Here is a 15,372-nt window from a genome sequence, read left to right on the forward strand (position 1 = left end):
GAGGGGGCGGACGGTGCGGCGCGTGGCATGGTCAGCCTGCCGGTGCTGCCCCGGCGAGCAGTTCGGCGATGGTCGGTCCGTCCGCGCGTGCCAGGTCGTCCTGATACTTGAGCAGGACGCCGAGCGTGTCGCGCACCGATTGCGGATCGAGTTCGGTCACGCCCAGCGCGGCCAGCGCGCGGCACCAGTCGATGGCCTCGGCGATGCCGGGAGCCTTGAACAGGTCGATGCCACGCAGCCGGTGGATGAAATCGACGGCCTGCCGTTGCAGGGCCATCGCCGCTTCGGGCGCGCGCGCCGCGACGATCTGCAGCTCGCGGTCGCGGCCCGGGTAACCCATCCACTGGTAAAGGCAGCGACGTTTGAGCGCGTCATGCACCTCGCGCGTGCGGTTCGATGTGATCACGATCAGTGGCGGACGTTCGGCCTGGACCACGCCGATTTCGGGGATCGACACCTGGTATTCCGACAGGACTTCGAGCAGGAACGCCTCGAACGGTTCGTCGGCGCGGTCGATTTCGTCGATCAGCAGCACGCGCGGCACGTTCGGCGCGGCAGGGTCCGGCAACAGCGCCTCGAGCAGCGGTCGCTTGAGCAGGTAGTCGTCGTGATAGAGCGATTGCTGCTCCGGCCGTTCGCCACGCGCTTCGGCTAGCCGCAGCGCCATGATCTGGCGCGGGTAGTCCCATTCGTAGAGCGCGCTGGCGGCGTCGAGACCTTCATAGCATTGCAGGCGCAGCAGCCGCGTGCCGAGCGCGCGCGCCATGGCTTGCGCCAGCGCTGTCTTGCCGACACCGGGCTCGCCTTCGAGAAAAAGCGGGCGTTGCATCCGAAGCGCGAGATACAGCACGGTGGCCGTCTCGCGGTCGGCGAAATATTGCTGCTTTTCGAGCAGCGAGAGGGTTTGGTCGATCGAGGTGGGGAGCATGGTGAGAATGCGGGTTCCGTCGCTATGCGCACCTCTCTCCCGCCGCGCGGGAGAGAGGTACAAACACGACGCAGCCTTAGCCCTTCAGCGCCTGCTCCACGGCTCGCGCCGCCAGCACCGGGATCAGATGCGCGCGGTACTCGGCAGACGCATGCAGGTCCACGTTAAGGCCGGACGGATCCATCTTCACGGCTCGGGCGGCCGCTGGCGTGAAGCTGGCCGCCAATGCCTGCTCGAGCGCCGGCGCCCGGAACACGCTGTCTGCCGCGCCGGTCACCGCCACGCGCACGCTCTTGCCGGTGCGCGCGACCATCACGCCAACCAGCGCGAAGCGCGATGCGGGGTTGCGGAACTTGATGTAGGCAGCCTGATCCGGCGACGGGAAGCGCACCGCGGTGATCAACTCGTCGGGCTCGAGCGCCGTTTCATAGAGCCCCTTGAAGAAGTCGTCCGCCGCGATGCTGCGACGATCGGTGACGACTGTCGCGTTCAGCCCGAGCACGGCGGCGGGATAGTCCGCTGCCGGGTCGTCATTGGCGAGCGAGCCACCGATCGTTCCCATCGCGCGTACCTGCCGGTCGCCGATGCCGTTGGCCAGCGCGGCCAGCGCCGGAATACGGCGCATCACGTCGGCATTGGCCGACACATCGGCATGGCGCGCGGCGGCGCCGATCACCAGCGCGTCACCCTCGACGCGAATTCCGTTCATGCCCGGAATGCGCGACACATCGACCAGCGTCGACGGCGAAGCCAGGCGCAGCTTCATCGCCGCCAGCAGGCTTTGACCGCCAGCCAGGAACTTGGCGTCGCCATCGGCCTTCAGCTTGGCCACCGCGGCATTGGCGTCGGCGGCACGTTCATACTGGAATGCATACATGTTGTGCTCTCCCCGGTTACGCGGTGCCAGATTGCGCGGACTGGATGGCTTGCCACACGCGATGCGGCGTGGCGGGCATCTGCAGATCGTGCACGCCGAGCGGCGACAAGGCATCGACCATGGCGTTGATGAAGGCCGGTGGCGAGCCGATCGCGCCGGCTTCGCCGCAGCCTTTCACGCCGAGCGGATTGTGCGTGCACGGTGTGCCGGCGGACGTCTCCACGGTGAAGTCGGGCAGGTCTCCGGCGCGTGGCATCGCGTAGTCCATGTACGAGCCGGTCAGGAGCTGGCCGCTCTCGGGGTCGTAGACGCACTGTTCGAGCATCGCCTGACCCAGACCCTGGCCAATGCCGCCATGCACCTGGCCTTCCACGATCATCGGGTTGATCACGTTGCCGAAGTCATCCACAGCGGTGAACTTGACCACGTGCGACTCGCCGGTATCGGGATCGACCTCGACTTCGCAGAGGTACGCGCCGGACGGATACGTGAAGTTCGTCGGATCGTAGAACGCGTTCTCGTTCAGGCCTGGCTCGAGCTTGTCGAGCGGGTAGTTGTGCGGCACGTACGCCGTCAACGCCACCTCGCCAAACGTCTTGGTGCGATCGGTGCCGGCCACGCGGAACACGCCGTCCTTGAACTCGATGTCGGCGTCGGATGCCTCAAGCAGGTGCGCGGCGATCTTCTTGGCCTTGGCCTCGATCTTGTCGAGCGCTTTCATGATCGCCGAGCCGCCCACTGCCAGCGAGCGGGAGCCATAGGTCCCCATGCCGAACGGCACGCGGCCCGTATCGCCATGCACGACCTCGACGGCATCCAGTGCGATGCCCAGGCGGTCCGCCACGATCTGCGCGAACGTGGTTTCGTGGCCCTGACCGTGGCTGTGCGATCCGGTGAAGACCGTCACGGTGCCCGTCGGATGCACGCGGATCTCGCCCACCTCGAATAGCCCGGCACGCGCGCCCAGCGCTCCGGCGATATTCGACGGCGCCAGCCCGCAGGCCTCGATGTAGCACGAGTAGCCGAGCCCGCGCAGCTTGCCGCGTTGCTTCGCTTCCGCGCGCCGGGCCGGGAATCCCGCCACGTCGGCCAGTTCTTCCGCGCGAGCCAGGCAGGGCTCGTAGTCGCCGGTGTCGTAGGTCAGACCCACCGGGGTGGCATACGGGAAGGTGCGGATGAAGTTCTTGCGGCGCAGCGTGGCCGGGTCGACGTTGGTCTCGCGCGCGGCGGCTTCCACCAGCCGCTCGACGACGTAGGTGGCCTCGGGGCGTCCCGCGCCGCGATAGGCATCGACGGGGGACGTGTTGGTGAATACCGCGTGGACTTCGGCATAGATCGCCGGCGTGGCGTACTGGCCGGCCAGGAGTGTCGCGTAGAGGATCGTCGGCACGCTGCTGGCGAACGTCGACAGGTACGCGCCCATGTTGGCGATGGTGTGCACGCGCATCGCCAGGAAGTTGCCGTCGGCGTCGAGCGCAAGTTCAGCCTTGGTCACATGATCGCGACCATGGGCGTCGGTCAGGAAGGACTCGGAGCGTTCCGCAGTCCACTTGATCGGACGTCCCACCTTTTTCGATGCCCAGGTCAGTGCCACGTCCTCGGGGTAGAGGAAGATCTTCGAGCCGAAGCCGCCGCCCACGTCCGGCGCGATGATGCGCAGGCGCGACTCGGGCAGGCCCAGCACGAACGCCCCCATCAACAGCCGCTCCACGTGCGGGTTCTGGTTGGCCACGTAGACCGTGTAGCCGTCATCCTGGCGCGTATAGCTGGCATTGACCGCGCGCGGTTCGATCGCGTTCGGGATCAGCCGGTTGTTGACGATCTGCAGCGTGGTCACGTGAGCGGCCTTGGCGAATGCCGCGTCCGTGGCTGCCTTGTCGCCGTGGCCCCACGTGTAGCAGGTGTTGGCGGGGACATCGTCGTGGACGAGCGAAGCTGCCGACGAGGCATCGGTCAGGCCGATCACGGCCGGCAGTTCCTCGTAGTCGACAACGATCTTCTCGGAGGCGTCGCGTGCCTGCTGGAGCGATTCGGCGACGACCAGCGCCACCTGGTCGCCCACGTGGCGCACCTTGCCGTGCGCCAGCGAGGGGTGGGGCGGTTCTTTCATCGGCGAGCCGTCGATGCTGTGGATCAGCCAGCCGCAGGGCAGGCCGCCGACCTTGTCGGCTGCCATGTCATCGCCGGTCAGCACGGCGATCACGCCGGGCGAGGCCGCCGCCTCGGACGTGTCGATCGACTTGATGCGCGCGTGAGCATGCGGCGAGCGCAGGAAATAACCGTAGCTCTGGTGCGGCAGGACGACATCGTCGGTGTACTGGCCGTTGCCGGTCAGGAAGCGATAGTCTTCCTTGCGGCGGACCGGCGAACCGATCAGCTTTTCGGGTGCGTTCATGGCCGGTCTCCTTATTCCGCGCTGGCCACGGCCGCCGAGCCCTGCATGGCCGCCTGACCTTGCTGCACCGCACGCACGATGTTGTGATAGCCGGTACAGCGGCACAGGTTGCCTTCGAGCTGGTCGCGAATCGCCTGCGCATCGGCATTGGGGCGGTCCTTGAGCAGGGCCGTGGCCGCCATCACCATGCCCGGCGTGCAGAAGCCGCATTGCAGGCCGTGGCATTCGCGGAACGCCTGCTGCACGGGGTGCATTTCGCCGTTGACGGCCAGGCCCTCGATCGTCGTCACGCTGGCGCCGTCTGCCTGCACCACGAGCACGTTGCACGACTTCACCGCGCGGCCATCCAGGTGGACGGTGCAGGCGCCGCACTGGGCGGTATCGCAGCCCACGTGCGTGCCGGTGAGGCGCAGGTGTTCGCGCAGGAACTGGACGAGTAGTGTGTGAGGTTCGACCTGGGCGTCAACGGGCTTGCCATTGACCGTCAGGCGGATCGGAATCGCCATGCTTGTCTCCTGTGTGGGTCCACGCATGGCCAGCCCCATCCATCCCGATTCACTGCGCGGGACTGGCCACGACGCGGTACTGCCGTTTGGTTGAGACGGCTATTTCGTGATATTGGTGCTGCCGGGTTTGCCCGGTTTGCGAAAGCGTTGTGAACGATTGGACGCAAAAGGCTCTCCCAGTTAAACACAAAACCACCGGTGCTGCCATGCGGGTTCTCCTGCGATTCGCGGCCCTATGTTTCCTAGCGCATGGACGCCTTCATCCACTGGCTGTTTGACACCCTTGCCCTCCCGACGGTGGGGTTGCCCGCCATTTTCGTGGTCAGCCTGGTGTCGGCCACGCTACTGCCGCTCGGCTCCGAGCCGGCCGTGTTCGGCTACGTCAAGCTCAACCCCGATATGTTCTGGCCGGCCGTGCTGGTGGCCACGCTCGGTAACACGATCGGCGGGGCCATCGACTGGTGGATGGGCTACGCGGCCAAGCTAGCCGTGGTGCGCTACCGGCTGCGGCGCCAGAATCGGCAGCATGAGCGCGAACACGCGCAGCACCTGGAACACCCGAAGAAGGCCAGCAAGCCGGCGCTCGATGCCAAGTATTTCCGCTGGATGCGCCGCTGGGGGCCCCCGACGATGCTGGTGTCCTGGCTCCCCGGTATTGGTGATCCATTGTGCACTTTGGCGGGTTGGCTGCGGATGCCGTTCTGGCCCAGCGTCGGTTATATGGCCATCGGCAAGTTCCTGCGTTATCTGGCGATGACGGGCAGCCTGTTGTGGATTCCGGACTCCTTCTGGCACGGCGTGGGCCAGATCTTCCACCGGTTGTTCTGAGCGGGAATGCGCCGGACGGGCAGAAAACGGCGAGATCCCTGACGAAACCAAGGGTTATAGGGGGGTTTCGGGGTTGTTGCGGTGCGGCAAACATGGGCGTTGAAGTACAATCGCGCTTTAAAGACGAAATCGCGCACCGTCCCCGTGCGCAGCAGGAAGCGGTCCCGCCATGAACGCCCCACTCGTGCTCGATGCCAAGCTCGCCGCCAAGGACGCACCCCCGCGTCTGCGCGAGATCCCCTATAACTACACGTCATTTTCGGATCGCGAGATCGTCATCCGCCTGCTCGGCGAGGAAGCCTGGCGCATCCTGGACGAACTGCGCGGGGAACGCCGCACCGGCCGCTCGGCGCGGATGCTCTACGAGGTGCTCGGCGATATCTGGGTCGTGCGCCGCAACCCGTACCTGCAGGACGACCTGCTCGAAAATCCCAAGCGCCGCCAGATGCTGGTGAGCGCGCTGCACCACCGCCTGGGTGAAATCGAAAAGCGCCGCGCCGCCGACCGTGCCGAGCACGCCGAGCCCGCCGCGGAAGATCGCTCGCACCGTGTGGAGCAGCTGGTCGCGTTCGCCAAGCAGGCGATCGAGGCCTTCAAGCAGGAATTCTCCGACGCGTACGCGCTGCGCAAGCGCGCCCAGCGCGTGCTGGGCAAGGTGACGCAGCACGACAACATCAAGTTCGATGGACTCTCGCGCGTCTCGCACGTGACCGACGCCACCGACTGGCGCGTCGAGTACCCGTTCGTGGTGCTGACCCCGGATACCGAGGAAGAGATCGCGGGCCTGGTGAAGGGCTGTTTCGAACTGGGTCTCACCATCATCCCGCGCGGAGGCGGCACCGGGTACACCGGCGGCGCCGTGCCGCTGACGCCGTTTTCTGCCGTCATCAATACGGAAAAGCTGGAGCAGCTTGGCGAAGTCGAGCAGACCGATCTGCCCGGCGTGTCGCGCAAGGTGGCGACGATCTTCTCCGGCGCCGGCGTGGTCACGCGCCGCGTGGCCGATGCCGCCGACAAGGCCGGGCTGGTGTTCGCGGTCGACCCGACCTCGATCGACGCATCGTGCATCGGCGGCAACGTGGCGATGAATGCGGGCGGCAAGAAGGCCGTGCTGTGGGGTACCGCGCTGGACAACCTGGCGTGGTGGCGCATGGTCGATCCCGAGGGCAACTGGCTCGAGATCACCCGGATGGACCACAACCTCGGCAAGATCCACGACGTGCCGGTGGCCACGTTCGAGCTGAAGTGGTCGGACGGCAACCGCAAGCCGGGCGAGAAGGTGCTGCGCACCGAGACGCTGGCGATCGAAGGCCGCAAGTTCCGCAAGGAAGGTCTGGGCAAGGACGTCACCGACAAGTTCCTGGCCGGCCTGCCCGGCGTGCAGAAGGAAGGTTGCGACGGCATCATCACCAGCGCGCGCTGGGTCCTGCACCGGATGCCGAAGCATATGCGCACGGTCTGCCTGGAGTTCTTCGGCCAGCCGCGCGACGCGATTCCGAGCATCGTCGAAATCAAGGACTTCCTCGACGCCGAGTCAAAGCGCGAGGGCGGCGCCATTCTGGCCGGTCTGGAGCATCTGGACGAACGCTATCTGCGCGCGGTGGGCTACGCCACCAAGAGCAAGCGCAACGCGTTCCCGAAGATGGTGCTGATCGGCGATATCGTCGGTGACGACGAGGACGCCGTGGCCCGCGCCACCTCGGAAGTGATTCGCATGGCCAACGGCAAGAGCGGCGAGGGCTTCATCGCCGTGAGCCCCGAGGCCCGCAAGAAGTTCTGGCTCGACCGCTCGCGCACTGCCGCCATCGCGCGCCATACCAACGCCTTCAAGATCAATGAAGACGTGGTGATCCCGCTGCCACGCATGGGCGAGTACACCGACGGCATCGAGCGCATCAACATCGAGCTGTCGATCAAGAACAAGCTCAAGCTGACCGACGAGCTCGAGGCGTTCTTCGCGCGCGGCAACCTGCCGCTTGGCCGCAGCGACGACGCCAACGAGATTCCCAGCGCCGAACTGCTGGAAGACCGCGTGCAACACGCGCTGACGCTGCTGCGTGAAATCCGCGCGCGCTGGCGCTACCTGCAGGACCACCTCGACACGCCGTTGGCCGCCACGCGCGCCGCGCTGATCGGGCATGGCCTGGGCCTGCTCGGCCCGGCGTTCGAGCAGCGTCTGCAAACGCAGCCGGACGCGACCGTGTTCCACCTGATGCAGGACCGCACGATCCGCGTGAGCTGGAAGAACGAGATCCGCGCCGAGCTGCGCAAGATCTTCTCCGGCGGCGAGTTCAAGCCGATCCTCGACGAGGCGCAGAAGATCCACAAGCAGGTGCTGCGCGGCCGCGTTTTCGTGGCGCTGCACATGCACGCCGGCGACGGCAACGTCCACACGAATATCCCCGTGAACTCGGACGACTACGACATGCTGCAGGACGCGCACCGCGCGGTGGCCCGCATCATGACGCTGGCGCGTTCGCTGGACGGCGTGATCTCGGGCGAGCATGGCATCGGCATTACCAAGCTCGAGTTCCTGACCGAAGACGAGATCTCCGAATTCCGCGACTACAAGCAGCGCGTCGATCCGCAGGGCCGCTTCAACAAGGGCAAGCTGCTGCCGGGCGCCGACCTGCGCAATGCCTATACGCCGTCGTTTGGCCTGATGGGGCATGAGTCGATCATCATGCAGCAGAGCGACATCGGGGCGATCGCCGAGAGCGTCAAGGACTGCCTGCGCTGCGGCAAGTGCAAGCCGGTGTGCGCCACGCACGTGCCGCGCGCCAACCTGCTGTACAGCCCGCGCAACAAGATCCTGGCCACGTCGCTGCTGATCGAGGCTTTCCTGTACGAGGAACAGACGCGCCGTGGCGTGTCGATCAAGCACTGGGACGAGTTCTCTGACGTGGCTGATCACTGCACGGTCTGCCACAAGTGCGTGACGCCTTGTCCGGTCAAGATCGACTTCGGCGACGTGTCGATGAATATGCGCAACCTGCTGCGCAAGATGGGCCAGAAGAAGTTCAACCCGGGTACCGCCGCGTCGATGTTCTTCCTGAACGCGACCAATCCGCAGACGATCAACATGACCCGTGCGGCCATGATCGGCTGGGGTTACAAGGCGCAACGCCTGGGCAACGAACTGCTGAAGAAGTTCGCCCGCAAGCAGACCCAGCATCCTCCCGCCACGGTCGGCAAGCCGCCCGTGCAGGAGCAGGTGATTCACTTCATCAACAAGAAGATGCCGGGCAACCTGCCGAAGAAGACCGCGCGCGCGTTGCTCGATATCGAAGACAACGAGATCGTGCCGATCATCCGCAACCCGAAACAGACCACGGCCGAAACGGAAGCCGTGTTCTATTTCCCGGGCTGTGGCTCGGAGCGGCTGTTCTCGCAGGTGGGTCTGGCCACCCAGGCCATGCTCTGGCACGTCGGCGTGCAGACCGTGCTGCCGCCGGGCTACCTGTGCTGCGGCTACCCGCAGCGTGGCGCCGGCCAGTTCGACAAGGCCGAGAAGATGGTCAGCGACAACCGCGTGCTGTTCCATCGCGTAGCCAACACGCTTAACTACCTCGACATCAAGACCGTGGTGGTGAGCTGCGGCACGTGCTACGACCAGCTCGCCGGATATGAATTCGACAAGATCTTCCCGGGCTGCCGCATCATCGACATCCACGAGTATCTGCTCGAGAAGGGCGTGAAGCTCGAAGGCGTCACCGGCACGCGGTACATGTACCACGACCCCTGCCATACGCCGATCAAGACGATGGACCCGACCAAGCTCGTCAATGACCTGATGGGCGGTAACCAGGGTGGCGGCAAGATCGAGAAGAACGAGCGCTGCTGCGGGGAATCGGGCACGCTGGCCGTTACGCGTCCGGATATCTCGACGCAGATCCGCTTCCGCAAGGAAGAGGAAATGCGCAAGGGCGCCGACAAGCTGCGTGACGGCGACTTCAATGGCGACGTGAAGATCCTGACGAGCTGCCCGTCGTGCCTGCAGGGTTTGTCGCGCTACAACGAGGATGCGTCGGTGACGGCGGACTATATCGTCGTGGAGATGGCCAAGCACCTGCTGGGAGAGAACTGGCTGCCGGAGTACGTGGCAAAGGCCAACGCGGGTGGTATCGAGCGGGTGCTGGTTTAAACCGCCGGCCGTAGTCATGAGCTCCTCTCTCCCATGTATGGGGAGAGGAGCAAAACAACACTCTCCAGTCAATCCACATGACCCGAGCCCCCAACTGCCCCCTCTGTGAAGCCGATGGTGGAGAACTCGTCTGGATGGGCGACCGCGCGCGCGTCATCCTGGTCGAGCATGATCGCTTTCCCGGCTTCTGCCGCGTGGTCTGGAACGACCATGTGGCCGAGCTGACCGATCTGGACGAGCACGACATGGCCTGGCTGATGCGGCTGGTGGCGCGTGTGGAGCGGATCGTCCGCGAGGTGATGACGCCGGACAAGGTCAATCTGGCCGCGTTCGGCAACATGGTGCCGCACCTGCACTGGCACATCATTCCGCGCTATCGCTGGGATTCGCATTTTCCGGAAGCGATCTGGGCCGCGCCGCAACGGACGGCCGACGCGGCGCGCGTCGCCGAACTTGCCGACCGGCTGCCGGCGCTGCGTGCAGCACTTTCGGCGCTGGATTCGGCCGACTGAAGCATCCCTCGGCACGACGCCGTGCCACCTTGGTAAAGTGCCGTTGCAGTCTGGTAAGGAACCCACCGCCGTGGCGGTGCGTCTGACACCAGTCAAACAACAACATGCCTGCCGGCGTCCCCAGGCCGCGGGCCATTCCGGGCGTCTTCCATGTCCACCACACCGTCGTCTGTCATCGTCCCCGGCCCGGCCGTACCGGCCAAGGCGCTCAAGGACCAGAGCCGCCTGCGCCTGGCTGCCACCTGGGCGCTGATCATGCCCTACTGGAAGTCTGAAGACCGCAAGGCGGGGCTTGGCCTGCTGACCCTGGTCGTAGCGCTGAACCTCGGTATCGTCTATATCAACGTGCTGCTCAACGAGTGGAACCGCGTGTTCTACAACGCCATCGAGCAGCGCGACTTCGTCTCCTTCAAGGCATTGCTGCTGCGATTCTCCTGGATCGCGGCCTGTTTCATCGTGCTGGCGATCTCGCGCCAGTACTACCAGATGATGCTGCAGATGCGCTGGCGTACATGGATGACCGGCCGGTTCATGCAGCGCTGGCTTGGCCACCAGGCCTACTACCGCATCGAGCAGACCCATTCGACCGATAACCCCGACCAGCGTCTGGCCGACGACCTGCGCCAGTTCACGGATGGCGCGCTCTCGCTGTCGATGGGGCTGCTCAACTCAGTGGTCACGCTGGTGTCGTTCATCGGCATCCTTTGGGTGGTGTCCGGGCCGATCAGTCTGGCGCTCGGCGGGTCCGAACTGACCATCCCGGGTTATATGGTGTGGTTCGCGATCGGCTACGCCGTGGTCGGTTCGCTGATTACCCACTTCGTCGGCCGTCCGTTGATCGGCCTGTCGTTCCAGCAGGAACAGTACGAAGCAAACTTCCGTTTCATGCTGGTTCGCCTGCGCGAAAACAGCGAGCCGGTGGCGCTGTACCGTGGCGAGGCGACCGAGCAGGCTGGCCTGCGCGCGCGTTTCGAACGCATCCGGGAAAACTGGAACCAGTTGATGCGCTATACGCGACGGCTGACGTTCGTGAACTCGGGCTACGGCCAGTTCGCGATCATCTTCCCGCTGCTGGTGGCGGCGCCGCGCTACTTCTCCGGCAAGCTGACGCTGGGCGGCCTTATGCAGATCAACTCTGCGTTCGGGCAGGTACAGGGCGCCCTGTCATGGTTCGTCGATAGTTACGCCACGCTGGTCGGCTGGAAGGCGGCCGCCAACCGTCTGATCGACTTCCAGCAAGCGATTCGCGTGGCTGAGCGCGAGGATCTGACCCACGAGGGTCCGGGCGATATCGAGGTGGTCGAGTCCACCGACAAGGCCGACAACAGCATCACGATTACCGGACTTGGTCTGGCCCTGCCGGTGCGCGGCGGCCCCGGCCCGGACGACGAAGGCGTCGATCCGCTGAAGCGCCCGGGACAACGTCCACTGGTGGCGCCGTTCTCGCTGTCGATCGGGCCAGGCGAGCGCTGGCTCGTCAATGGCCCTTCCGGTTGCGGCAAGAGCGTGTTGTTCCGCGCGCTGGCGGGCATCTGGCCGTACGGTCATGGCCAGATCACGGTGCCGCACAAGCGCATGCTGTTCCTGCCACAACGCAGTTACCTGCCGATCGGCACGCTGGCCGATGCGCTGTCGTACCCCGATGCCGGCAACGCGCATTCGCGCGAAGCGCTGGCCAACGTGCTGCGCCAGGCTCGCCTCGGTATGCTGATCAAGCATCTGGATGTGTTCGACAACTGGTCGCTGCGGCTGTCGCCGGGAGAACAGCAGCGGCTGGCATTCGCGCGTGCATTGCTGCAGAAGCCCGACTACCTGTTCCTCGATGAGGCCACGAGCGCGCTCGACGAGGAAACCGAAGGCGCCATGTACCGGCTCATGGTCGAGACCCTGCCGGATGCCGCGATCATCAGCATCGCCCACCGTAGCACCGTGGCCGCGTTCCACGACCGCCGCCTGCATTACCTGCCGGTCGGCGATGCCTCGGATGAGAGCGGCGGCGGGCCGCGGGATGGGCAATTGGAGGGCGGTGGAGTAAGCTATCGGGTCGTACAAGACGCGTGACGGCGCCGTCGCGGCCGGCCTCGCAGCAGTGGCGGAGGGTGGTCGGGTCGCGGCATCGTGCCCTTCATCTATGGCTGGCCTCGAAAAAGACACCCCTCATCCCACCGCGCTGACCGTGCATACGCAGTCGCGCGTGCTCGAAATCGGCTTCGACAATGGCAACACCTGGCGGCTGCCGTTCGAGTTACTCCGCGTATACTCGCCGTCCGCCGAGGTCCAGGGTCATGGCCCGGGACAGGAAACGCTGCAGACCGGCAAGCGCGACGTCGGCATTGCCGCCGTGGAGCCGGTGGGCAACTACGCCATCCAGATCCGGTTCGACGATGGCCACGACACCGGCATCTATTCGTGGGAGTTGCTGTACCGGCTGGGCGACCAGCAGGAAGCCCTCTGGGCCGACTACCTGAAGCGTCTGGCAGACGCGGGGCTGGATCGCGATGCGCCCATGGCGCCCGGCGGCGGCCATGCATGTGGTCATCACCATTGACCACTATTGATTGAAAGAATCCTGGAGTCCGAGAGATGAGCGAAACCCACTTCGGTTTCGAGAAGGTCGACGAATCTGAAAAAGCCGACAAGGTTGCTGGCGTTTTCCATTCGGTGGCAAGCAAGTACGACGTGATGAACGACCTGATGTCCGGTGGGATGCACCGGCTCTGGAAGGTGTTCACCATCGCCCAGGCCAATGTGCGCCCGGGCCAGAAAGTGCTCGACATTGCCGGCGGCACCGGAGATCTGGCCAAGGCCTTCGCGAAGCAGGCCGGCCCCACAGGCGAAGTCTGGCTGACCGACATCAACGAGTCGATGCTGCGCGTCGGCCGTGACCGCCTGCTCAACAAGGGTATCGTGACGCCGGTGGCGCTGTGCGATGCCGAGAGGATCCCGTTTCCGGACAACTACTTCGACCTCGTCACGGTGGCGTTCGGCTTGCGGAACATGACCCACAAGGACGCCGCGCTGGCCGAGATGCGCCGGGTGATCAAGCCGGGCGGCAAGGTCATGGTGCTCGAGTTCTCGAAGGTCTGGAAACCGCTCGAGAAGTTCTACGACGTCTATTCCTTCAAGGTTCTGCCGTGGCTTGGCGAGCGCGTGGCGGGGGATGCCCCTAGCTATCGTTATCTGGCCGAATCGATCAGAATGCATCCGGACCAGGGTTCACTTGTACGCATGATGGAACAAGTTGGGCTCGAACAGGTCGAATACTTCAATCTGACGGCCGGAGTAGTGGCGCTCCACGTCGGGAGAAAGTATTAATTCGCCATGTTCGGTCGGCAATGCAAGGCATGTTGATCGAGAATGACAGGGGATAGAAAAATATGTCATCTTTTCGCGGAAAATTCCTGGCCATGTCGCTCATCGCGACACTGGCTCTCGGGGCAGCGCTCGACGCCAATGCCAAGCGTCTGGGTGGATCGCGCAGTATCGGCAAGCAGTCGTCGGGCGTGACGCAGCAGCGCCAGCAGGCGCCGGCGCAGCAAAACACGCCGCCGGCCCAGCAACCGGCGCAGGCAGCACCGGCTACGGCGGGTGCGGCAGGTGGCGCAGCCGCCGCGGCGGCGCCCAAGCGTAACTGGGGCGGGATGTTGGGTGGTCTGGCAGCCGGCCTTGGCATCGGCTACCTGCTTTCGCACTTCGGCCTGGGCGGTGCGGCCGCCAGCATCCTGTCCAACGTGATCCTGTTCGGCGTGATCGCGCTGGTCGCAATGTGGCTGATCCGCAAGTTCCGCGGTGGTTCGGCTCGCACGCAGCAGCCTTCGTACGCCGGCATGGGCGGCAATGGGTCGAATTACGGCGGTCCGTCGCACGCCGAACCGACGCTGCGCACGGCCGAGCCTGTTGGCAATGGCGGCGCCGCGAGCAATCCGGTGATGGGGGGCGCGGCAGCGGCCGCAACCGCGGCGGCCGTCCAGCAGCCGTGGGGCGTGCCGGCGGATTTCGACACCGAGTCCTTCCTGCGTAACGCCAAGGTTCACTATGTGCGTCTGCAGGCTGCTTGGGATGCGGGCAATCAGGACGACATCCGCGAATTCACCACGCCGGAAATGTTTGCCGAGATCAAGATGGACCTGTCCGAGCGCGGCAGCGAGGTCAACAAGACCGACGTCGTGACGCTGGACGCCCAGTTGCTCGGTATCGAGTCGGCCCCGACCCAGCACATCGCCAGCGTGCGTTTCTCGGGCATGATCCGCGAGAAGGCAGGCGAGCCGGCCCAGCCGTTCGGCGAGGTCTGGAACCTGGCAAAGGCGACGTCGGGCAACGGTGGCTGGCTGCTCGCCGGCATCCAGCAGGAATCCTGAGCGCCGCATGAATCCTCCGCCGCATCGGTGACATGATGCGGCGGGCGAGTAGCTTAGAATGGAGGCCCGCGCATTGCGTGGGCCTTTTTATTTGGGCTGTCTGCCCGAGCACCGGATGCCATGAACGCATTGCCGACCCCGCTGGCCGCACCGATCGTCGCCGCGCTGAATCACCTGATCGAACAGGAGCCGTGGGCTTGCAGCCTGCTCACGCCGTTTGCCGGACGTGTGATCCGGTTCGACGCGGCAGCGTTCGCGCTGTCGCTCAAGGTCACGGAGCAGGGCGGTATCGACCAGGCACCTGAGGCCGAAGCGGCCGCAGTCACGCTGATCGTGCCATTGCAGCAGTGGCCGCTGGTCGTGGCCGATGTTGCCGAAGGCGGCCAGGCGGCCGCGATGCGTCACGTGCGCATCGACGGCGACGCGGAACTGGCCAATGCGGTGTCGACGCTCGCACGCAACCTGCGCTGGGATGCGGCCGAGGACTTGTCCCGCGCGCTGCGTGGCGTGATGGGCGGGCCAGTCAGTGACAGCGTGGCGCAGCGCGTGGTCGACGGCGCGCGTCAGGTGCACGAAAGCGCGACGCGAGCCGGCCGCGCCTTGCTCGACAACGTCACCGAATACCTGCTGGATGAACAGCCGACGCTGGTACGACACGCTGCGCTGGATGGCTTCGGCGACGACCTGGCGCGGCTGCGCGACGATCTGGCCCGCCTGGAAAAACGGCTCGAACGGCTGGAGCGTGCTCCGGGCGCGGGCTCCCCGGATGCCTTGCCCTCGGCCCATCGCTGACCTGCCCTGACCCGCCACGTGTCGTTTCCTGA

The 15,372-nt window shown here is 65.4% G+C and carries 12 protein-coding genes; 8 read left to right on the forward strand and 4 right to left on the reverse strand.

Features of this window, described 5'->3' with window-relative positions; all coding sequences use genetic code 11:
- Positions 1 to 31: 31 nt before the first annotated feature.
- The 4 genes from B2246_RS27445 to B2246_RS27460 all read right to left on the reverse strand — a co-directional run bounded on the left by B2246_RS27445 (position 32) and on the right by B2246_RS27460 (position 4,706).
- Positions 32 to 928: an AAA family ATPase gene (locus tag B2246_RS27445; RefSeq protein WP_008644391.1), complete on the reverse strand. Its 897-nt coding sequence runs from the start codon at positions 926 to 928 to the stop codon at positions 32 to 34.
- A 76-nt stretch (positions 929 to 1,004) separates the two neighbouring features.
- Positions 1,005 to 1,805 carry an FAD binding domain-containing protein gene (locus B2246_RS27450; protein ID WP_286882492.1) on the reverse strand — a complete coding sequence of 267 codons (801 nt, stop codon included), beginning with the start codon at positions 1,803 to 1,805 and terminating at the stop codon, positions 1,005 to 1,007.
- Between the two features lie 16 nt (positions 1,806 to 1,821).
- On the reverse strand, positions 1,822 to 4,200 hold the full coding sequence (locus B2246_RS27455) for a xanthine dehydrogenase family protein molybdopterin-binding subunit (RefSeq protein WP_286882491.1): 2,379 nt from the start codon (positions 4,198 to 4,200) through the stop codon (positions 1,822 to 1,824).
- Between the two features lie 11 nt (positions 4,201 to 4,211).
- The gene (locus B2246_RS27460) at positions 4,212 to 4,706 is read right to left on the reverse strand and encodes a (2Fe-2S)-binding protein (protein WP_008644388.1); all 495 of its coding nucleotides are present in this window, start codon (positions 4,704 to 4,706) and stop codon (positions 4,212 to 4,214) included.
- A 249-nt stretch (positions 4,707 to 4,955) separates the two neighbouring features.
- Between B2246_RS27460 and B2246_RS27465 the strand changes: the two genes are divergently transcribed.
- The 8 genes from B2246_RS27465 to B2246_RS27500 all read left to right on the forward strand — a co-directional run bounded on the left by B2246_RS27465 (position 4,956) and on the right by B2246_RS27500 (position 15,340).
- Positions 4,956 to 5,534, forward strand: coding sequence for a YqaA family protein (locus B2246_RS27465; RefSeq protein WP_008644387.1), 579 nt, complete (start codon positions 4,956 to 4,958; stop codon positions 5,532 to 5,534).
- 169 nt (positions 5,535 to 5,703) lie between these two features.
- Positions 5,704 to 9,678, forward strand: a complete 3,975-nt coding sequence (locus B2246_RS27470; protein ID WP_286882490.1) for an FAD/FMN-binding oxidoreductase — start codon at positions 5,704 to 5,706, stop codon at positions 9,676 to 9,678.
- 77 nt (positions 9,679 to 9,755) lie between these two features.
- Positions 9,756 to 10,190, forward strand: coding sequence for an HIT family protein (locus B2246_RS27475; RefSeq protein ID WP_035881359.1), 435 nt, complete (start codon positions 9,756 to 9,758; stop codon positions 10,188 to 10,190).
- Positions 10,191 to 10,340: 150 nt separating this feature from the next.
- Positions 10,341 to 12,251 carry an ABC transporter ATP-binding protein/permease gene (locus B2246_RS27480; protein WP_008644384.1) on the forward strand — a complete coding sequence of 637 codons (1,911 nt, stop codon included), beginning with the start codon at positions 10,341 to 10,343 and terminating at the stop codon, positions 12,249 to 12,251.
- 70 nt (positions 12,252 to 12,321) lie between these two features.
- Positions 12,322 to 12,738, forward strand: coding sequence for a gamma-butyrobetaine hydroxylase-like domain-containing protein (locus B2246_RS27485; RefSeq protein ID WP_008644381.1), 417 nt, complete (start codon positions 12,322 to 12,324; stop codon positions 12,736 to 12,738).
- A gap of 35 nt (positions 12,739 to 12,773) precedes the next feature.
- Positions 12,774 to 13,505, forward strand: coding sequence for a bifunctional demethylmenaquinone methyltransferase/2-methoxy-6-polyprenyl-1,4-benzoquinol methylase UbiE (gene ubiE, locus B2246_RS27490; RefSeq protein WP_008644379.1), 732 nt, complete (start codon positions 12,774 to 12,776; stop codon positions 13,503 to 13,505).
- A 62-nt stretch (positions 13,506 to 13,567) separates the two neighbouring features.
- A complete protein-coding gene (locus tag B2246_RS27495; RefSeq protein WP_186425950.1) occupies positions 13,568 to 14,548 on the forward strand; it encodes a Tim44 domain-containing protein in 981 nt (326 codons plus the stop codon).
- A gap of 120 nt (positions 14,549 to 14,668) precedes the next feature.
- Positions 14,669 to 15,340 carry a ubiquinone biosynthesis accessory factor UbiJ gene (locus B2246_RS27500; protein WP_008645947.1) on the forward strand — a complete coding sequence of 224 codons (672 nt, stop codon included), beginning with the start codon at positions 14,669 to 14,671 and terminating at the stop codon, positions 15,338 to 15,340.
- The last annotated feature ends 32 nt before the right edge of the window (positions 15,341 to 15,372 follow it).

Origin of the sequence: Cupriavidus sp. UBA2010 (assembly GCF_002335265.1) — a bacterium.
GTDB classification, from domain to species: Bacteria; Pseudomonadota; Gammaproteobacteria; order Burkholderiales; family Burkholderiaceae; genus Cupriavidus; species Cupriavidus metallidurans.